The sequence below is a fragment of the Nonomuraea sp. NPDC049637 genome, assembly GCF_040675235.1.
In the GTDB taxonomy this organism is placed as follows: domain Bacteria; phylum Actinomycetota; class Actinomycetes; order Streptosporangiales; family Streptosporangiaceae; genus Nonomuraea.
Window position 1 is genome coordinate 36,935 of sequence record NZ_JBFAOM010000032.1, and the last position, 20,111, is coordinate 57,045.

The following is a 20,111-nucleotide window of genomic DNA, read 5'->3' on the forward strand; positions in this document are numbered from 1 at the left end:
TCACACCGCCACCGCCTCGGGGGCCGGCGTCACCAGCGGGGTGTCGTTCAGCCGGAGGCCGCACATGCACGGGCCGTCGGCCGGGCACACGCACTCGGCCTCGGGCGGGTTCCAGCCGGTCGTGTTCGCCGTCACGCGGATCCGGTCCAGGATCGCGGGCCAGTCGCGGGGGCGGCGGCCGTCCGCCAGGGTGGCCAGCTCGGTGGCCACCTGCGGCGGAAGCAGCCGCAGGATCTCCGGACGGGCCCTGGTGACCAGGTCGAACAGCACGCCGAGGCGGCCAGGGCGCTGCCTGATGTTGGCCACGCGGGCCTGGCGCACCGCCTCGTGCAGCTCGGCCAGCTCCTGGCTGTCGGCCGGCGGCAGGCCCAGCGCGCGGGCGACGGCGGCGGCGGCCGTCCCGGCGGCGGCCCGCTCGTTCGCGCCGATCGTGCGGGCCGGGTCCACCTCGTAGGTCAGCACGCCGGGGTGGGGCTCGCCGGACCCGGGCGGCCGGACGTCGACGGTGATGGGCGCCCGGCCGGGCAGCACGATGTCGAGCAGGCCAGGACCGTGGATCACGACGCGCGCGCCCATGAGGGCGGCGGCCCGTACGACGGCTCCCGCGGCGGCCGTCTCGGGGAGCGTCGCGTGCCCGCGGATCGCCGTGACGTGGGCCGGCGTGAGGTCGCCCGAGCGGGACAGCTCCACCAGCCTGGACGGCGCGCCCTGCCGGTCGCCGGTCAGCCCCAGCCGCCGGGCCTCCTCCTGGAGCGCCGCCCGTTCGGCGCGCGAGCGGATCGGGCCCGCCTCGGCGACCGCCCGTGCCAGCCCGCGCAGCCGGGCCAGCGCCGCCGCCTCGGCCGGACCGGGCCGCCCGGACTCCGCGGGACGGTTCTGCGCCGGACGGCCGGGGGCGGGGTCGCCCGAGAGTGTGGCGGCGTGGGCCGCGACGTGCTCGGCGACGGCCGTCGTGGCCCGGGAGCCGGCGTCGGCGGGCACCCGCAGCGTCAGGTGGCCGGGAGCGCCCGGCTCGACGGTCACCTCGGCCGCGCCGGGCGCGGCCTCGGCCAGCGTCAGCGTGAACTCGCCGCCGGTAGTGGTCACCGTGAACGTGTCCGCGGGCCCCACCTGCGGGGCCGCCCCGTTGACGGAACCGGCTCCCGGGGTGATGGCGGGCACGCCGGCGATCTCGGCCAGTTTGCCCAGGCCGGGCGGCGAGGTGTCCAGGCCGGTGGCCGAGCCGCCGTTGAGCAGACGGGCGATCCGGCTCTGCGGCTCGGGTGCGGCCGGCGCACGCGGCCCGGTGCCCCACGGCGGGGCCGGCGGGGTGTGGCCGCGCCGGCGGATGTCCTCGGCGACGGCGTCGATCGCCGCCGCCAGGCGTTCCCGCCGGGCCGGGTCGGTGGTGGCGTGCCACTTGTCGGACAGGTGGGCGTGCTCGTCCATGCGGGGGAGCAGGCACAGGTCGGTGCCCTCGGTCTGCTCGCCCTGTGGCGACGTCCTGAGCACGCCCTGCGGCATGCCGGCGGCCGCCGCGGTCGCCGCCTGGGTGACGTGCGAGAGGTCGTGGACCAGGACCGACGACACCAGGTCCGGATGCACGCGTCCCCAGATCCGCAGCAGGTGCGGATCCGCGGCCGTGCCCGCGCGCGGCACGGTGACCGCGTTCAGGCCCTCGCCCGGCTCGCCGACCTCCACGCGGACGTGCTGGTCGGGCGCGCCCGGCACCTGGACGGTCAGGACGTTCTCCCCGGTCCAGCCCACGTGGGCGGCGGCGCCGCCGAGGTCGACGGCGGACAGCGGCTGGCCGCGCAGCTCGTCCAGGCTCAGGTCGGGGACCCCTTCGGGGCGCGACGACCTGCTGAACGGCGTGTTCTCGATCGCCGGGGACGGCATCCCGGCGGCCGCCGTCGCGCCCTGCGCCACGCTGCCGCCCATCGGGTCCGGGTGCCCGGCGGTGGCCGGAGCCCCGGCGGGCCAGGCGGGCGGCGGGGCGGGCGCGGGAAGGGCGTCGAGGGCCCCGAGCGCGGCGTTGACCTGCTCGGTGAAGGTGCCGTCCGTGGCCGGGTTCATGAAGACGTCGCGCAGGTCGAGTCCGGCGCCGCGGGCCGCGTCCAGCAGGTCGGGCGCGAGGCCGGCGATCGACTCGGCGAAGCCGCCGTCCAGGGTCTCGCTGTACAGCGAGCCGTCGGGCATGACGCGGTAGCGGTGGAGGCCGTCGGCCTCCCGGATCGCCACCCGGGCGACCTCGCCGCGGTCGCGGGCGGCCAGGCGAGCCTCCTGGAGTGTCTGGATCGGGTTCTGGTTCGCGGAGGCGGGCACGAAGGTGAACGTCGCGGGCGGCGGGCCGTCGGCACGCGGCGGCCCGAGCCGGACGCCCGCCGCCATGCGCTCGCGCAGCTCCTCGATCTCCTCCCCGAACATGATCACGTCGACCTCGCCGGTCGAGGCGGACGGCAGGTGGACGGCGTCGCCGACCGGGTGCTCGTTGCCGTCGCGCAGCCGCGCCATGTACTGGAAGTCGAGGTCGTAGTCGACCCGGAAGCGTACGGTGTAGAGCTTGCCCTTCTCGAACATGCTGCGCTCGCGGCGCGCCCCGTGGTGGTCGCTGACGCTCTCGGACGTCTGCTCCCCGCCCTTGACACCGCCGTTGATGCCGGTCGACTTGTCCGACCCGTTGACGCCCCAGCCCAGCGGGGTCGTGTGCCCGCGGGAGACGGTCACGTTCTGGGCGTCGGCCTGGCGGTCGACCTGGCCCTTCTCCCCGTCGTACGGGCCGGCCACGATGGTCAGGTCGGACAGGCGGGCGTGAGCGGTGACCGTCACGCCCTGGTCCTTGAACTTCTGCCTGGAGACCGGGACGATCGGCTCGCCGGAGGGGTCCGTCATCCGTTCGAACGCGGTCAGCAGCGCCGACGGCGCCAGCCGCCTGATCAGCTCGGGACGGCGTTCCTGCACCGCCGCCGCGCCCAGCATCTTGGTGAGCTGGGCGGTGACGACCTCGTACAGGCTGGGCTTGGCCGGGTTCTCCCACAACGACTCCGGGAAGAAGCCGGGATGCAGCTCGGCCTGCCGGGGGTCGGTGTTCATGACGACCGGCCCCGGATCCTCGGCGGCGGGCCTGGTCATGCCGGTCGGGATGCGCCGCACCAGCGTGGCGTCGTAGACGACCGGCGGCGTGGCGCGCGGCTTGCGCTGGAGCCTGTCGGCGGTCCTCTTGGCGCGGGCCGGGATCTTGCCTCCCCGTACGGGACGGCGCTCCACCTCGATGACGACCCGCATCTGCTGCTCCACCTGGGTCAGCCCGTTGAACAGGCCGACCCGCTGCAGCCGCGTGTTCTGGTGGTTGGTGGAGCCCGAGTACCCGCGTCCGCGGTCGGTGGACAGGCCGCCGCCCTGGCCGCCGGCCGGATCGCCGGTGGACGAGTCGAGACCGGCCGAATAGGACCCGTTGTACGACTCCGCATGCGTCTTGTCGGTGTACCGGTAGCGCTGGACGATCAGACCGGCCTGCGACGTCTGGCTGAGGAGCGTGGCCGAGCGCGGGTCGCCGACGGGTTCGAGGCGTACCCTGACCGTCACCTCCTCGGCCTGCGTCACCTGCGCGCCCTGCTGGACGTGGTAGCTGCGTTCGAAGCCCCGCGATGACCACATGTCGGCGACGTGGATCACCGCGGCGTCCTCGGAGAAGTCGACGTTCAGCTCTTCGCCGAGGGTGGGGCTCTCCTCCAGCGCCCCGGGCACGGCGTCCTGCACGGCGCGCCGGACCGCGTCGATCACGTCGACCGGGTCGCCGTTCTCGTCCGTCAGGGTCAGCGACTCGGTCGCGCTCGCGCCCACCGACCGGTCGTACGGCGCTGCGAGCACCACGTCCCTGGAGCGTTCGAGCTGCTCGGCGGCGTCGTCCAGGGCTTGGTCGAGCTTCTCCTGCGGGCTTCCGGGGGCGGGGGAGCCGAGGCCGGCGACCTCCTTGAGCTTGGTCAGCAGGGCCTGCGGGGTGTGGCGCTCGGTGTACTCGTTGGTGACCCCCGACTGCGCCATGTCCGTGACGTAGCGCTGCACCAGCGGGACCGCGATGCTCCGGTCGAGGGCCAGGCTGCCGTTGAGGAACCGTTCGACCGCGTCGCCGACCAGGTGGAGCGGCAGGTCGAGGTCGCCTTCCCCGTACATCAGCAGCGCGTCGTCCTCGCCGACCGCGAACAGCGCGGTGCCGGAGACGGTCTCCGTCCTGGGCCCGCTGACGGTGATGCGCTCGCCGGTCGGCACCCCGTGCTCGGCGCTCTCGGAGCCGGTGAGGGTGAGATCGACGCTGCTGCGCAGCAGGTAGTGGCGGCCGAAGTTGATCACCAGTTCCTCGTCGCCCCAGATGTCCAGGAGCGAGGTGGACTCGGACGTGCCGCCGGACCGGGAGGGCAGCGAGAGCGAGCCGCCGTCGCTGGTCGTGCCGCCGTCGTCGAGGTCGGAGGCGCTCGTCGACATCGCCGCGGACAGACCGGACGAGCCGCCCCACGAGATCCCCGCGCTGCCGATCCCGAACTTGATCTTGCCGGTGACGGGGTCGATGATGCCCAGCACCTCGGTCTCGCCGATCTCGCCGGACACCGACAACGACGAGCGCGTGGGGCCGCCGTTCGGCCGGATCGCGCCGTCCGTGGTGAACGGCTGGTTCAGCAGCTTCGGATGGCCGACCAGGTTGCGCACGTTCAGGAACGTCATGAGGTGCTGGAGGGCCACGGAGTCGGCGGTCGTGCCGCGTGGCAGCACCTGGCGGGCCGCGTCCAGGGGGCTGCCCACGTCCACGTGCAGCAACCGGGCGATGGACCTGAGCTTCGGGGACATCCGCCCGATCGGCGTGGGCGGCGTCTCCTTCGTCGACGGGAGCAGGTCGGCGGCGAAGACGAGCTGGGCCGAGCCCTCGGTGGTCGCGATCGTCGTCGTCGTGCCGTTGTGCAGCAGGTCGGCGGTCATCTTGTGGCCCAGCTTCAGGATCGCGACCGGGCCGTTGCTCTCCTCCAGGGTCACGATGTTGGTCGTGCCGCCGGCGCTGGAGCCCGCCGTACGGGTGCGGTTGCCGCCGCCGTTGACGCCGACCTCGTGCGTGAGGCCGTCGTGCCCCTTGTCCGGGCCGTCGCTCTCGCTGACCGACGCGCCGCCGCTGTACGTCCTGGACCTGCTGATGGCGCGGGCCGAGGTGTCGGAGCCGATGTCGAGGTTGACCACCGTCTGGGTGTCGGTGTGACCGACGTAGGTCACGTCCTTGAAGTCCTGCTGCAGCGACAGGCGCAGCATGAAGTGCTCGGGGGCGGCGTTGAGACCCTGCAGCGTCAGCTCGAGGACGATGCCGTCCTGAGCCAGGGAGTCGTAGGCGGCGCGGAGCCGCTGCTCCGACAGTTGCTCCATGAGCTCCTGCCGGTTGAGGATCTGGCTGGCGCGGGCGAGATCGTTGGTGGAGTACTCCGGCACGCCGTTCACGACCTTGGGGATGACCCCCCGCTTGGCCAGCTCCTCCAGGATCTTCTCCCGGAACTCCGCCAGCCCCTCGATCTCCTCCACCAGCGCCGGGCCCGCGCCGCGCATCTTCCCCGGCCCCTCGCCGAGCCATATGGGCAGCTCCGGCTTGCGGCCGGGCGGCGGGGCGGGGTCGGGGTCGCCGCGCAGGACCGGCACGCCGTTGGCGTCGATGACCGGCTGTCCGCCCTTGCGGACCAGCGCGGCGGTGTCCACGGGCAGGCCGAAATGGAAGGCGGCCTTCTCGCGCATGTCGGCCAGCACCGTGCTGCGCACCGGCGTCAACGTGACGGGCGGCTCACCGAACCGCTCCACGGTGAACGTGGTGACCACCACGAGCCGGTAGCTCTGCTTGTGGTGGGTCAGGCGGCGCACGCTGGGGTGGATCGCCTGCTTGTTGGCCGTGGCCGAGTACGACCGCGACGCCCCTCTCGCCCCGTTGGCCTTGGGGCCGATCGTGGGATGGTAGGCGCCGAGGTCCACGCCCTCCAACCCCGGAGCCTTGAACCCGGCCGAGGCGCTGCCTTCCAGCGAGGCGCCCGAGGACGCCCCCGCGGGCGTCGCGACGAAGTCGACCAGCACCTCCTCCTCCCACTCCTCGGAGGTCGAGCCGCCGACCGGCTGGGAGAGCTCCACCACGACCCGGCTCTCGGCGCGTACCCGGACCTGCGGTTTGCCGTCCTTGGTGAAGACGCGCTCCAGCCCTTCGTTGACCGCGGTCCGCAGGCTGGTGGGCAGGTTGTGGGTGACGAACCCGCGCAGCGCGTCGCGGGCCGGGGTGCCGACCTCGGCGTAGTCGCCGCCGAGCGCGTCCGCGAGCATGTCGACGGCGCCTTCCAGGTCGCTCATGCTCTGGACGATGACGTTGGGCATCTCCTTGCGGCGCTTGGCCCTGTCGATCCACTCCAGCTTGCGCGGCGTCTGGTCGGTGGCGGAGTGCGAGAACCACACCCGCTGGCTCGACGAGTCGCCGGGAGCGCCGGAGTCGACCGTGACGGCGCCCCGCCAGTTCTCGTCCTGGCCGGTGCGGATCTCGGCCGTCCAGGTGGCGGCGGCGTCGAACAGCAGCGACTCGCTGCGGTTGTCGGAGACCGAGCCGTTCTGGGCGAACATGCCGGCTCCGCCGGTGTTCGACCAGTTGCGCCCGATCGAGGCGCCGAGGCCGACGCCCAGCAGTTGCGTCATCGTCCTGGCCACGTGGTCCTCGGGCATGAACTGGGCCAGGACGCTGGTGTCGAAGCCCATCGACAGCCCGCCGCTGCCCGCCTGGCTGACCGAGGCCGTACGGCCGGCCTGGTGGAACAGGCCCACCATCATCTCCGACCCCTTGATGGCCGGATCGAGCACCTCGACCAGGTCGGCGAGCGTCAGCTTGATGCGCACCTCGGCCGCCTCGCCGTGGTGCCCCACCTGCACGACGAGGCCGTCGGCGGAGACCACCTTGTGGAAGTCCGCCCGGATCGCCCTCTCCAGCTCGTGCGTCGTGAACCGGTGGCCGATGCCGTTGTCGGCCAGCAGGTCGTTGACGGCGGTGGTGAGGGCGGACACGTGGGCCAGCCGGCCCGTCGGCTGGGCCGCGGCCAGGTTGATCTCCTGGGGCAACGCGGCGGCCAGCGCGTCCAGGTACGCGGCGTGCTGCTGCAGGACCTGGTTGGCCAGCCGCTCGGCGACGGGCCGCATGCCGACCGGCCCGGCGGGCGCGCTCGGGTTCTCGATCTCGTTCAACGCCGTGAGCAACTGCTGGTACGTCTGCCGGGTCCGGGTCGCCTCGCGCAGCGCGACCTCGTACGCGTCGGCGATCCTGGTGTGCCGTTCCCGGGTGGCGCGATGGGTACGGCTCTCCTGCCGCGCCTTGCGTGCTCGCTCCGCGTGGCCCTGGTCGTGCTGCCTGTCAGCCTTCCGCGCCTCCTGACGCGCCTTGCGGATCGCCTCCTGGGCCTCCTCGGCGCTCTTCCGCTTCGCCGCGATCTGCTCCTGCAGCGCCTGCTCGGCCCGCTGCAGCGCGTCGATGACGGCCGGCAGCTCCTCGCGCGCCGGGCGGCCCTTCGGCACCGGCGGCGCGTGCGTGGGCCGGGACTCCTGCTTGGGGGCCCACGGCGGCGGCGGCGGGGTGTGGCCGCGCTCGCTGAGCTGGCGGGACACGCCGTCGATGTCGAGGGCGAGCAGCCGCTGCTCCTGCGACGTCTGCGCGGCGTGCCACTGCTCGGCCAGGAACGCCAGCTCGTTGAGCTGGGCCTGGGCGCACATGTCCTGCGTGGGCTCGCTGGTCGCCGGCTTGCGGCGCAGGAAGCCCCGCCGCTTGGGGGCGGCGTCCTCCTGGAGCTTCTGCAGGGTGTCGGTGATCTCGTGCAGCCAGACCCGGGACAGTTGGCTCGGGTTGACGCCGGGGGCGAAGTGCACGACGTGGGCGTGCTGCGCGTCCACGCCCGTCGAGAGCTCGGTCTCGCCCATGAGATCTTCGCTCAGGCCGCCGATGACCGGGCGGAAGTGGTGGGTGCCGTTGTCGGTGCGGACGACGAGCGTGCTGCCGTCGGCCGACCAGGTGATCTCCTGCACGCCCTGGCCCGGGAAGTGGTCCGGGCGTACCGCGTCGGCTCCCGCACGTACCTCGTCGGGATTCAACTGGGTGCCCGGCCGGCCTTCGGTGACGTGCCGGGTGCCCGGCACCGGCCTCGACGTGACCCTGCCGGCCCCGGACCTGCGCCCGCCCGACCTGCGGCCCCCTCGCCTGCGCGGCCTCGACGTGGTCGTGCCCGGCCGGCTCGTGGGCGGCCGGCCCGGCTCCGACGCCTGGGCCATCAGCATCAGCGAGGTGGCCTCCACCCGCAGGTCCTCGGCATCGGTGACCTCTTCGGCGCGGGCGTCCAGGGCGGCGCGCACCCGTCGCATGGTCGCGGCGCGGATGAAGCTGACGCGGCCGTCGGGCAGCAGGATGAGCAGGTCGCCGTTCGGGGCCACGGCCGAGCGGGGGAAGTCCGTGGCGAGCGCGTCCATGAGCGCGGTACGCGCCCGGACGGTCGCCGGGACGGCCGCCGGGACGGTGGCGCCGTCGGGGACGTCGGCCGACATCGTGGAGGAGTCGTTCTCCGCCTGCGGCGCGACAGGCCCCTGCTGGGCGTCCTGCTGGGGTGCGGGCTGGGGCCGGCCGTTCTCCTGAGAGACCTGCTCGGGCCGGCCGTCCTGCCGCGGCGCCGGTTCCTGCTGGTCGCCCTGCTGGTCGCCCTGCTGGTCGGCCTGCTGGTCGCCCTGCTGGTCGGTCTGTTGGTCGCCCTGTTGGTCGGTCTGCTGGGTGGTCTGCTGGTTGTCCAGTTGGTTGGTCTGCTGGGCGTCCTGCCGCGGCGCCGGTTCCTGCTGGTCGTCCTGCAGGGTGTTCCGCTGGTCGTTCTGCCGGGTGTTCTGCTCCGGCGATGTGCGGTTGTTCCGGGACTGCGCGTCGGGGGACTGCGGCGTGGTCTCGTCGGCGTCGGCGCGCGGCTCGCGGTCGTCGTCCCGCTGCTGGTCGGTCCTCGGGGGCGCCTGGCGACGCGGGTTCGCGTCCGAATCGGGGGCGGGCGTGGCGGGCGTGCCGCGCCTGACGTCGTCGTTCTGGCTGGAGGAGGGCGCGCCGGAGTGTGTCGCCCCGGCGGGGACGACGGGCCCGCCGCCCGAGGGGGCCGGGCCGCCGGGCGGCGGGTTCCCGCCCCCGGCGTTGGGGTCGCCGCCACCCGCGCGGGCGGCGTCGGTACGGGCCGCGGTGTCGTAGGCCGAGGCCAGGGCGGTGACCGGGTGGGCCAGCGCGGTGACCACGTCGGTGTTGAACGGGCTCATCGACGTGACACGCCCCGCGGCGCCGAAGTAGGCGCCCGCAAGGGCCTCGGCCGTGAACGGGTTGTCCCACTGTCCGTACACCAGGCCGTTGGCGAGGAAGCTGCCGACCGGGGAGGCGATCATGTTGGTCACGCCGGTGGACATCACGCGGCCGGGGATGCCCGGCAGAGGCCGGGTGAGAAAGGAGACGGGCCCGGCCATGCCGGTGCCGACGAGCGCGCCGCTGCCGGCGCCGATGATCGCCGCCCGGGACTTCTTCCAGTCCCATTCCTTCCTGGTGCCCATCTGGATCTGCTGGTACTGGGCGCCGGCGTCGATGAAGAACTCCTCGCCGATCTCCTCGATCAGCTCCTTGCCGATCGCGGAGCCCAGCAGCCGGGCGATGACGCCGCGTCCGGTGGCGCCGCTGAGCGCGGCGACCCGGGCCAGCTTGCCGGCGCCCACCTCCCTGGCGCCGATCATGGCGAGCCGGACCAGGATCCTGCTGATGGCCGCGCGGGCCGCGGCCGCGTACGGCCCGATGATCGCCGTCGAGGAGCCGGCCGTGAAGAAGGCGACGAAGAGCGCGATGGCGATGGCGATGACCGTGACCCAGAAGGCCACGTTGACGGACAGCTTGGAGTACTGGGTCTCGACCGCGAAGTTGTCCGACTGGCCGAAGTAGTTCTGCGACTTGCCGGCCGTGCCCGCCATGCCGGCATTGTGGCCGAACAGGTACTTGGCGCGGGAGACGAAGTCCGCGCTGGCCGGCGAGGACCAGCCGGTCGCCACGGTCCGCACGGCCGAGCCGGCGCGCGGCGCGGTGGCGATCGCCCCGGCGGCGAGCGCGTGGTAGGCATGGGCGAGCTTGGACATCCCGCTCTCGCTCGCCTCCGGCCACTTCTGACCGGCCGACAACATCGGGATCAACCAGTTGACCACCCAGTCGGGCATCGTCTCGGTCTCCCAGACCGGCTCCACGTCCCGGTCGATGCGGACCGGGGGCGAGACGGTGGACACACTCGACGAATTCTGGGAAGTCGGCCCCTGGGAGCCGGTGGCGCTGTGCGTCACGCGTCAGACCTCTCGCGCTTTGAGGTCCTGCTCCATGGCGGCGTCCACGGCGAGGGTGTTGTCGATGCTCGCGCGCAGCCTGCCGCACGCGTCCAGCATCTGCTTGGAGAGGTCGACGCACTGGTTGAGCATGCGGTTGGGGCCGTCGTCGCGGAAATGGGACTCCTTGAACGCCTGGCCCTCCATGCCGTTGCCCCAGGGGGCGGCGGCCAGCGCCTCGACGACCGCGGCGACCAGCCGCTCGGACTCCTTCTCCCAGTCCTCGGCCATGGTGGTCCATTGGGAGATGCCCGAGTCCACGACGGGCTTGATGATCTGGGTGCCGTCCCAGGGCCTCATCGGGCGCCTCCCATGCGGTCGGCCAGCCGGGCCATGACGGTCTCGAGGTCGCCGCTCAGGTGCGCCTCGAAGTCCTCGCGCGGGATCACCGGCTCGAAGATCTCGGTGACGCGCTCCTGGGCGCGCTCGGCGGCCAGCCGGGTGGTCTCGGCGATGGTGTCGGCGAGCCGGCGGGCGTCGGGGCGGCGGTAGATGCGCGGGTCGAGGTCGAGCCGGATCAGCTCGCCGCGCGAGCCGACCGTCACCGACACCAGGCCGTCCTTCGAGGTCTCGGTCACCTGGACGGCCTTGGCCTGCTCGTGCAGCTCCATGCCCACGTCCTGGATCTGGCGGAACATGTCGCGCAGCTCGTCGCCGTATGCCCGCATCCCCGCCACGTCAGGAGAATCCATGACACCCCCGCCCCAATGCTGCGTGTTTCTTACGTCACATCCACCTTTCAGGTCAGTTTCTGTCACATGAACAACAGGAGACAAGAGCTAATCTTCAAAAAGGCCCATCTTGTGGACTTATCGCCACAACTTCCTCGCGAAGCTCGGTGATCTCCGTCCGCGGGGCCCACGCCCGGTACACCCCCCGCTCGACGCGCTCCAGCCCCAGCGCGAGCGCCGCGGGCGCGGAGCCGCCCAGGTATTCGAGCAGGAGCAGGCCGTCCCGCTCGTCGTGCACCTGGAACCGCTCGCCCCGCCACGTGCACTCCGTGGTCACGAACTGCAGGGACGCGCACTCGGTGAACGGCACCGTGCGGACGTGGCAGCCGGGCTCGACCTCCTCGAAGCCGTCGGCCGGGCCGGTGGTGCGCAGGCGCACCCACAGCTCCAGGGGGTGCGGCTCGGGGCTGGCCACGTAGTCGGCGCCCTGCCAGCGGGCGCGGTAGAAGTGCCAGCTCATGCCGCCTCCTTCCGGCCGATCAGCAGCCATCGCCGCAGGTCGCCGTGGTAGAGCGCACGCCGGTGCTCGGTGCCCTGGCGGGTGAGCTCCCAGATCTCCGCGCCGTGCGGCAGGCCGACGCCGTACACCTTGTACTCGCGGATGACCTGGTCGACGTTGGGCACCAGGCCCATGCCCACGAACGGCGGCTCCTCGACCACCCACCCGGCCACCGCGTCCCGGCCCTGCTCGTCGAGCCCGCCGTACGGGGTGCGGTAGAGGTCGAGGCCGACGGGGTGCCAGCGCAGGATGTTCAGCGAGCCGCTCTCGGTCAGCATGTCGGGCTGCCCCAGCGCGTCGGCCAGCACCGTGGGCGTGGCGATGTGCGAGACGTCGAGGGCGTGGTGGCAGTAGCCGGACACGCGCGGCTCGGCCGACGCCAGCAGGTCGCCGATGTCGGCCGGGGACAGCAGCTTCTGCACCACCGGCACCCCCGACCCGGGCGCGAGCCGCAGGTCCTGGACGAGCGTGGGCACCGCCAGCCTGGCCAGCGTCCCCGGCTCCAGCAGGAACGAGGCGCCGAGGCCGGGGTTGACCGCCAGGCCCCATCGCGGGTCCGGCCAGCCGGCCGCCAGCTCGGCGGGCGAGACGATCCGGCAGTGCGTGGCCAGGCCGCCGGTCGCGGTCACCATCGCCTCGACCGAGGTGAAGGCCAGCACCCACGTCCGGCCGGAGTCCGTGGCCGTCGCCCAGGCGGGCGGCTCGGTCCCGGCCGCCGCGGCGGCGGTGATCGGCAACGCCAGGTCGGCGTCGCGGAGCAGGCCCAGGCACAGGGCGGTCTGCCCGTCCTGTGCGGCCGCCCACAACTGTTCCTCGAACGGCGTGGCCGGCAGATGATCAGTGGACGTCATCCGCCCAGTGTGCCCGCTACACCTCCAGGCGCACGCCGTAGGCGGTCAGCCAGACGTTCAGATCCAGCGCCAGCTCCAGGCCGTACCTGCTCATCGTGGTCGTCACCTTCTCGGCCGGCGCGAAGGCGGCCTCGCGGACGGCGTCGGCGTCGAGCAGTTGCAGCACCGGGGCGTCCTTGTCGGCGGCCAGCTCGCGCAGCGCGTCCCGGAGCGCCTGCTCGTAGCCCACGTCCTGGGTCACCGGGTACGGGGCCTTGACCCGGCGCGCGATCGGCTCGGGCAGCAGGCCGGCCCCGGCCGCCCGCAGCAGGCTCTTCTCCCTGCCGTCGAACGTCTTCATCGACCAGGGCGTGTTGAACACGTAGTCGACCAGCCGGTGGTCGCAGAACGGCACGCGCACCTCCAGCCCGACGGCCATGCTCATCCGGTCCTTGCGGTCGAGCAGGAAGGGCAGGAACCGGGTGAGGTGCAGGTAGCAGATCTCGCGCATGCGCCGCTCGCGGGCGTCCTGCCCGGCCACGTGGGGCACCTCGGCCAGCGCCGTACGGTAGCCGTCGGCGGTGTAGGCGTCCAGGTCGAGCTGCCGGATCAGCGACTTGTCGAGTATGTCGGTCGGCTGCTGCTCGCGCATCACCATCGCCAGCCACGGGAAGGTGTCGGCCTCGACCGTCTGCGGCAGGTGGAACCAGGCGTACCCGCCGAAGATCTCGTCGGCGGACTCGCCGGACAGCGCCACGGTCGAATGTTCGCGGATGGCGCGGAACAGCATGTAGAGGGAGGAGTTCATGTCGCCCAGGAAGCTCGGCGCGTCCCAGGCCCGGACGACCGAGGCCCGCAGCCCGGGGTCGGCCAGCTCCGCCGGCCCGAGGACGATGTCGGTGTGCTCGGAGCCGACGTGCTCGGCCAGCATCCGCACGAACGGCCGGTCGGGGTCGCCGCGGTACTCGTCGGCCTGGAAGTGCTCGGCGTAACCGGCGTAGTCCACGGCGAAGGAGCGGATCGGGCCGTGCGTCCTGGCCAGCGCGGTGACGACGCTGGAGTCGAGGCCGCCGGACAGCAGCGTGCAGAGCGGCACGTCGGAGATCAGCTGCCGGCCGACGATGTCGTCGAGCAGCTCGCGCACCGTGCGTACGGTCGTGTCGAGGTCGTCGGTGTGCTCGCGGCCCTCCAGCGACCAGTAGCGGCGCAGCCGCGCGCCCTGCCGGCCCACGCGCAGCAGGTGGCCGGGCGGCAGCTCGCACATGCCCTTGTAGACCGACCGCTGCCGGACGGTGGCCATGCTGAGGAGCTGGCGCAGGCCGTCGATGTCGACCACGGGCGGGGCCAGCGGGTTGGCCAGGATCGCCTTGGGCTCGGAGCCGAACAGCACGCCGTTGGGCAGCGGGTAGTAGAACAGGGGCTTGATGCCCATGCGGTCGCGGATCAGCACGAGCTCCTGCGCGCGCTCGTCCCAGACGGCGAAGGCGTACATGCCGTTGATCCGGTCGGCGACGCCTTCTCCCCATTCCAGGTAGCCGCGCAGCACGACCTCGGTGTCGCTTCTGGTGCGGAAGCGGTGGCCCTTGGCGGCCAGCTCCTCGCGCAGCTCGCGGAAGTTGTAGACCTCGCCGCTGTAGGTGATGACGGCCAGGCCCTCGGCCTCGATCGGCATGTGGCCGCCCTCGACGTCGATGACGGCGAGCCGGCGGTTGCCGAGCGCGGCGTGCGGTTCGAGGTGCAGGCCCTGGTCGTCGGGGCCCCGGCAGCTCATGGTCGCGGTCATGGCGAGGGCGGTGGCCCGTTCGCTGGTCAGGTCGCGGTCGAAGTCCACCCATCCGGCGATGCCGCACATGCGAGGGTCCTCTCAGACGCAGTCCTGGTGGTGCTCCCCGGCGTCGTCTGACAACTTGGCTGACGCTCTCGCAACATAACCGCGCGGAGCTGATCGGTCCATACCCGATCGAATGCCCCTGAAAGCGGTCTGGGCCCGCACCCAGAGGAGGGTGCGGGCCCAGACACGGGCTGCGTGAGGTCAGGCGGGAACGATGTTCTCGGCCTGCGGGCCCTTCTGGCCCTGCACGACGTCGAAGGCCACCTTCTGGCCCTCGGTCAGCTCACGGTAGCCACCGTTGGAGACGATGTTGGAGTAGTGGGCGAAGACGTCGGCGCCGCCGCCGTCCTGCGCGATGAAGCCGAAGCCCTTTTCCGAGTTGAACCACTTCACGGTACCGGTAGCCATAACGATCTCCTTCAGATGACGTGCAGAGACGGGATCCGCACCGTGCGGATCCCCGTGTCGCCGCGATGAGCCCATCCCGGAGATGACCGGAAAACAAAAACGCACCTGAAAGTCCAGCTAGGTCAGGTGCGCACAAAGTCTTTTATGGGTACCACAACTGCAACGGGCTTAACGTTAGCACACGGTCTCCTCCGGAGGCAAACGCGGGGCGGTTCACCGCGGGTCGCGGCGCAGCGGATGGCCGGGCGGCACCTCCACCAGGACGATGCGATGGCCGTCGGGGTCGGCGATCCACATCTCGACCAGGCCCCACGGCTCCAGGCGCGGCTCGCGCAGCACCGTGACGCCCGCCTGCCGCAGGCGCTCCTCCTCGCGCCCGACGTCGCGCACCTGCAACCAGATCGACAGCGTGCCGCCGGTCGCGGGGCCGTCGGAACGCCCGGCGACCTCGAGGAACCCCTGGCCGAGGAAGAACACCACGCCGGGATCGTCGTCGGGGCCGAACTCGCGGTAGACCGCCAGGCCGAGGGTGTCGGCGTAGAAGCGGCGGGTCCGGGCGGGGTCGGTCGGCCGCAGGAGCACGCGGCTGCTCAGCACGTCCACGTGGTCATCGTAGGCCGCGGCGGGCGCCGCGACCCGGATCCGCCGGGCACGCGTCGTGGCCCCGGAACCCGTCATGGGGTTCCGGGGCCACGCATCCTGACGTGTCTGGCGGGACTCGGCTCACGCGGGCCCGTCAGGCGTTCGGGGGCTGGTCGCCGAGCCGGCGCTGGAGGTCGGCGATCTGCCGTTCCAGGTCCGCGACCTGCCCGGACCTGTTGTCCGCGGGCGGGCTGAACTGGCCGTAGCGCACGGACCTGGTCTGGTCGCCGCGGGGCTGGTCGTAGGACGGCTGGTCGTAGGAGGGCTGCTGGTGAGGGGGCTGGTGGAAGTGGGCGTCCGGAGCCGACCCGTACGGGCTCGCGGCGTGGCCGTTCGCGCCGTACCCGCCGGGGCCGTAGCCGTCGCCGCCGTGGCCGTACGGGCTCTGGGCCTGCTGCATCGGCTGCACCGGCGGCGAGAGCTGGGCCTGGGCCGCGGGGAGCTGCTGCCACGGGGGCGGCGGCACCGCGCCGTACCCGGGCTGGGGCGAGACGATGGCCGGCTGGGGCCGCCGGCGTCCGCGCAGGACCTTCACCACGACCGCGACGAGCACCAGGAGCAGCAGCACGCCGCCGGCGATCAGCACCCACATGAGGATCGGCTTGGGCGTCTCGTCCTTGCCCGCGGAGATCGCCTGCTGGGAGTCGCTGATGTACTTGGCCACGTACGGGTGGTTCGGGAACAGCGCCTGGACCTCGCGGAACTTCGGCAGCGCGTCGGAGTAGTAGTGCCGGAAGAAGTCGTTGAGCGCCTCGTTGTACCGGGTCGTCGTGACGGCCTGGGCGGGCTTGACGTTCTTCTCGCCGAGCTTCTCCTTGATGATGCCGACCGGCAGGACGAAGCTCTCGCTCTCCGACGCCTCGCCGCCCTCGCTCACCGTGCCCGCGATCAGCATGCCGACGACCTTGCCGTCCTTGCTGAACACCGGCCCGCCGGAGTTGCCGTGGTAGGACGGCGCCTGCGTCTGGATGTAGGGCACGCCGGTCTGCGTGGTGCGCTTGGCGTTGTACGGGCCCTCGGTCAGCGCCGGCTCCAGCTTCGACTCCAGGCTGAAGAACGGCGTGTTGGTGACCAGACCGGGGAAGCCGCTGATGTAGAGCGTGTCACCGGTGCGCACGTCGGCGTCCTCGCCGAGCGGCACGGTCGGCAGGTTCTGCTGGCCGTTCACCTTGAGCAGCGCGAAGTCCTTGCCCGGGTAGCTCTCGCCCACCGACACCAGCTCCGCCGGGACCGCCTTGGCCGTCTTGTCCACCCCGCCGCCGGGCAGGCTCTGCATGACCGACAGGCTCTGCTTGAGGTTGCTGAGCTGCATGTGGCTGGAGTTGAAGGTGACGTAGATCTGCTGGGCGAGCTTGAGGATCTCCTCGTCGTTCCTGAGGTCGCCCAGGCCCTTGATGATCTCCTTGGCGTCCTGCTTGTTGAACTTGGCCAGCGCCTGCTGGGCGAAGAGCTGGCTGAGCTCGGTCTCGCCGACCTGGACGCAGTGGGCGCCGGTGACCATGTAGCCGTCGGGGGTGACCCACCAGCCGGTGCACATGCCGCCGACCTCGGCCTCGACCGTGCGCATCGGCGTGGTCGAGGACACGTAGGTGTCCACGTTGGCGGCGATCTGCTGGAAGACCCACTTGCCGATGCTGCGCTCGTCCGAGGAGATCTTGCCGGACTGAACGGCGGCGACGGCCTCCTGGACGATCTGGTTGTAGGCCGCCTCGTTGATCGTGTTGGACGGGACGGACACCGTCGCCGTGTAGGTGAAGCTGGTCAGCTGCACCGCGGGCTGCGTACGCGCCGCCAGCCAGGTGCCGACCGGGACGTCGGGCCGCTCGTCGGGGGCGCCGTCGGCGGCCGCCGGCAGCGCGGGCAGCATGACCGTCGCGACGACCGCCGCACCCGCGGCGACCCTCATCAGCCTTTTCCTGAAATATCCGCTCACAGGCGGAAATGATGAGTCAGCCCTCTTGTTCCTGGCTTGGAGCCGACTGGGAGCCCCCTCCAAGCCCTGCCCGAACCGGCCCTCCCGAGCCCCCGCGCTCGCCGCTCACGGCGGCCTCGCCACGCTCCCCGTTCGCCGCGAGCGGTTCCTCCGCCGCGCTCGCGGCGGAGGAGGGAGCGGGCGGTCAGGGCGCCGAAGGGCCGGTGATCACGGTGAGGTCGGCGTCGAAGTCGCGGTCGAGGGGGAAGACCGGCCGGACCAGGCGCTCGTACGGCAGGCGCTGCAGGTCCTGGTCGACCCCGCCCGGCGTGAGCGCCAGCAGCCAGTCGCCCGCCGCGTCGAACAACTCCGGCTCCAGGTACCCGATCTTGACCGTCACCAGGTCGACGTCGTCCACCTGGACGCCCAGCCGGGCGTAGGAGGCCAGCTCGCGGTACTGCATGCGCCGGGAGGTGACGAACACGCTCAGACCGCCCACCCGCACGCTGACGCACAACCCGCCGTCGGGGTCGTCGGCGACCGCCTCCAGCACGCCCTCGATCGGCAGCGGCCCCGGCTCGCGGGCGTCGATCCGGCCCCCGACGCGCAGGCTGACCGGCGAACCGGGCGCGAGACCGGCGACCTCGGCCACGGCCTCGGGATCGACCAGCGAGGCGTACACCGCGCGGACCGAGCCGCCGGCGATCTCGGGACGGGCCAGCATGCGTTCGAGGGCGAAGGTGACGTCGTCGGCGCCGCCCGCGCCGGGGTTGTCGCCCGAGTCGCTGATGAAGAACGGACGCCGGGCCGGGTCCTTGACCGCGATCAGCGCCTGGTCGAGGCATTCGTCCATGGAACCGGTGGGCGCGACGAAGGTGAAGGCGTCGCGCGCCGCCCAGAACTGCTCGCCCAGCTCGCGGGCGGCCGCGGCGGTGGCGGCGGCGTCGGTGCCGGTGGCGACGACCGCGCCGCGGCAGCGGGGCTCGTCGGCCCAGGCGAAGCCGATCCAGATGGCCGCGTCGATGACGCCGTCCCTGGCCTCGATCTCGGGGACGCGGGCGTACAGGCCCTTGGCCGGCTCGACGCGCGTGCTGGTCATCTCGCCCGGCAGCAGGATCGGCACGTGCACGAGGGCCTTGTGCGGACGCTGCCCGCGGCGCAGGGCCGCCACCAGGTTGCGCGCGGCGCGCTCGCGGGTCTCCCAGACGTCGACGTGCGGGGCGGTGCGGTAGCAGGTGAGCAGGTCGCAGCCGGCGAAGAACCGGTGGGAGACGTTGCCGTGCAGGTCCATGGCCGCCGAGACGAACGGCTGGCCGCCGGTCACCGAGCGGACCACCGTGATCAGGTCGCCCTCGGCGTCCTCCAGCCCGACCACGCTCATCGCGCCGTGGATGTCGAGCAGGACGCCGTCCACGGGGCCCGCGGCGGCCAGCCCGGCGGCGATCTCGGCCGCCCAGGCGTCGTAGGTCTCCCTGGCCACGGCCCCGCCGGGCAGGGCGCGGGCGTGCACGAGCGGGATCCACTCGACGTCGGCCGCCCACGGCTCGGCGAGCCAGCCGTACCGCGCCAGCAGGGCGTCACCGCGGGTGACCTCGAAGTCGGCGGCGGTGCTCAGGTGCGGGGAGAAGGTGCTGGACTCGATGTGCACGCCGCCGACGGCGACGCGGAGGGGACGGGACACGGGCGGGGGACTCCTTGCCTAGGAGGGACGGACGTCGGCCGAGGCACGCACGAGGTGCCCGAGGCCGATCAGGGCGGCGTCCGGGCCGGCGGCGCTGGCCTCGATGGACAGTGACTGGGTCATGGACGGCAGGCAGCGCTTGTAGAGCATGCTCCGGGCGGCGGCCACGTAGACGTCGAGGCTGGACAGCGCGCCGCCGATGACGACGGCGTCGGGGTTGAGGAAGTTGACCAGGCCGGACAGGGCGACCCCGAGCAGCTCGCCGGCGTGGCGCACCAGGGTCACGACGGACGGCTCGGCGTCGACGGTGGCGGCGACGACGTCGCGCGGCGTGCTGACCCGCAGGCCGCGGTCCTTGAGCTGGCGGACCAGGGCGGCGCCGCTGGCCACCGTCTCCAGGCAGCCGCGGCTGCCGCAGGAGCACTCGCGCTCGCCGCTGTCGGCCACCCGCACGTGGGTGACGTCGCCGCTGAGGCCGCGGCCGCCGCGGTAGATCTGGCCGCCGCTGACCAGGCAGCCGCCGATGCCGGTGCCGGCCTTGACGTAGATCATGTCGCCGGGGTCGCGGCCCCGGCTGACGTACTCGCCGATGGCGGCGGCCTTGGCGTCGTTGTCGACGACCGCGGGCACGCCGAAGCGCTCCCTCAGGTGGGTCTGGGCGTCGAAGCCGTTCCAGCCGGGCATCCGGGCCGGGCCGATCAGCCGGCCGTGCGGGTACTCGACCGGGCCGGGCAGCGCGAGGCCGATGCCGAGCAACGTCTGGCCGGGGGCGTTGGCCGTGCTGAGCTGCTCGTAGGCCCGCCAGATGGCGTCGAAGACCTGGCCGGGCCCTTCCGCTATGTCGGTGGCGATCTCCCGTACGGCCAGCAGCCGGCCGTCGGGCGCGCACAGCCCCACGCGCGCGTGCTGGGCGCCCAGCTCGGACACCGCGAAGGCGCCAGGGACGTCGCGCAGCCGCAGGATCCGCGGCCGCCGCCCGCCGGTGGAGCGGCCGACGCCCTCCTCCAGGATCGCGCCCTCCTCCAGCAGCCGCCGGACCACGCTGGAGACCGTGGACGGAGCCACCTGGAGGGTCTCCACGAGATCGGCGCGCGACGTCGCCGCACCGCTGGCCAGGAGGCTGAGCGCCTGCTCACGCAGGTTGGCGGGACTCGATGGCTCCGGCATGCCGCTCCTCTTTCAGGCCGG

Annotated in this window: 11 protein-coding genes; all 11 read right to left on the reverse strand. The window is 72.8% G+C overall.

What is annotated here, in order from left to right; genetic code table 11:
* On the reverse strand, nt 1–10,296 hold the full coding sequence (locus AB0J71_RS34270) for a hypothetical protein (protein WP_364418053.1): 10,296 nt from the start codon (nt 10,294–10,296) through the stop codon (nt 1–3).
* Nucleotides 10,297–10,353: 57 nt separating this feature from the next.
* Complete coding sequence (locus tag AB0J71_RS34275) at nt 10,354–10,689, reverse strand: hypothetical protein (protein WP_352320554.1); 336 nt, start codon at nt 10,687–10,689, stop codon at nt 10,354–10,356.
* Nucleotides 10,686–11,081 carry a YbaB/EbfC family nucleoid-associated protein gene (locus tag AB0J71_RS34280; protein ID WP_352320552.1) on the reverse strand — a complete coding sequence of 132 codons (396 nt, stop codon included), beginning with the start codon at nt 11,079–11,081 and terminating at the stop codon, nt 10,686–10,688. The genes AB0J71_RS34275 and AB0J71_RS34280 overlap by 4 nt, the downstream gene beginning before the upstream one ends.
* 94 nt (nt 11,082–11,175) lie before the next feature.
* On the reverse strand, nt 11,176–11,580 hold the full coding sequence (locus tag AB0J71_RS34285; protein WP_352320550.1) for a hypothetical protein: 405 nt from the start codon (nt 11,578–11,580) through the stop codon (nt 11,176–11,178).
* Entirely contained in the window at nt 11,577–12,470 is an 894-nt protein-coding gene (locus tag AB0J71_RS34290; protein ID WP_352320548.1) for an SseB family protein, read from the reverse strand. Before AB0J71_RS34290 ends, AB0J71_RS34285 begins: the two co-directional genes overlap by 4 nt.
* Nucleotides 12,471–12,486: 16 nt before the next feature.
* Nucleotides 12,487–14,301, reverse strand: coding sequence for an asparagine synthase (glutamine-hydrolyzing) (asnB, locus tag AB0J71_RS34295; RefSeq protein ID WP_364418055.1), 1,815 nt, complete (start codon nt 14,299–14,301; stop codon nt 12,487–12,489).
* A gap of 180 nt (nt 14,302–14,481) precedes the next feature.
* A complete protein-coding gene (locus tag AB0J71_RS34300) occupies nt 14,482–14,688 on the reverse strand; it encodes a cold-shock protein (protein ID WP_055509312.1) in 207 nt (68 codons plus the stop codon).
* 213 nt (nt 14,689–14,901) lie between these two features.
* On the reverse strand, nt 14,902–15,291 hold the full coding sequence (locus AB0J71_RS34305; protein ID WP_352320544.1) for a VOC family protein: 390 nt from the start codon (nt 15,289–15,291) through the stop codon (nt 14,902–14,904).
* Nucleotides 15,292–15,424: 133 nt separating this feature from the next.
* On the reverse strand, nt 15,425–17,236 hold the full coding sequence (locus tag AB0J71_RS34310) for a trypsin-like peptidase domain-containing protein (protein WP_352320542.1): 1,812 nt from the start codon (nt 17,234–17,236) through the stop codon (nt 15,425–15,427).
* Nucleotides 17,237–17,447: 211 nt separating this feature from the next.
* On the reverse strand, nt 17,448–18,923 hold the full coding sequence (locus AB0J71_RS34315) for a M81 family metallopeptidase (RefSeq protein ID WP_352324115.1): 1,476 nt from the start codon (nt 18,921–18,923) through the stop codon (nt 17,448–17,450).
* Between the two features lie 18 nt (nt 18,924–18,941).
* Entirely contained in the window at nt 18,942–20,090 is a 1,149-nt protein-coding gene (locus tag AB0J71_RS34320; protein ID WP_352324116.1) for an ROK family transcriptional regulator, read from the reverse strand.
* Between the last annotated feature and the right edge of the window lie 21 nt (nt 20,091–20,111).

Excerpts from the sequence above, each read along its gene's own strand:
- AB0J71_RS34285 (WP_352320550.1), bottom strand. The coding sequence starts at position 11,580 with ATGAGCTGGCACTTCTACCGCGCCCGCTGGCAGGGCGCCGACTACGTG.
- AB0J71_RS34275 (WP_352320554.1), bottom strand. The coding sequence starts at position 10,689 with ATGAGGCCCTGGGACGGCACCCAGATCATCAAGCCCGTCGTGGACTCG.
- AB0J71_RS34290 (WP_352320548.1), bottom strand. The coding sequence starts at position 12,470 with ATGACGTCCACTGATCATCTGCCGGCCACGCCGTTCGAGGAACAGTTG.
- AB0J71_RS34300 (WP_055509312.1), bottom strand. The coding sequence starts at position 14,688 with ATGGCTACCGGTACCGTGAAGTGGTTCAACTCGGAAAAGGGCTTCGGC.
- AB0J71_RS34310 (WP_352320542.1), bottom strand. The coding sequence starts at position 17,236 with ATGAGGGTCGCCGCGGGTGCGGCGGTCGTCGCGACGGTCATGCTGCCC.
- AB0J71_RS34280 (WP_352320552.1), bottom strand. The coding sequence starts at position 11,081 with ATGGATTCTCCTGACGTGGCGGGGATGCGGGCATACGGCGACGAGCTG.
- asnB (WP_364418055.1), bottom strand. The coding sequence starts at position 14,301 with ATGTGCGGCATCGCCGGATGGGTGGACTTCGACCGCGACCTGACCAGC.
- AB0J71_RS34320 (WP_352324116.1), bottom strand. The coding sequence starts at position 20,090 with ATGCCGGAGCCATCGAGTCCCGCCAACCTGCGTGAGCAGGCGCTCAGC.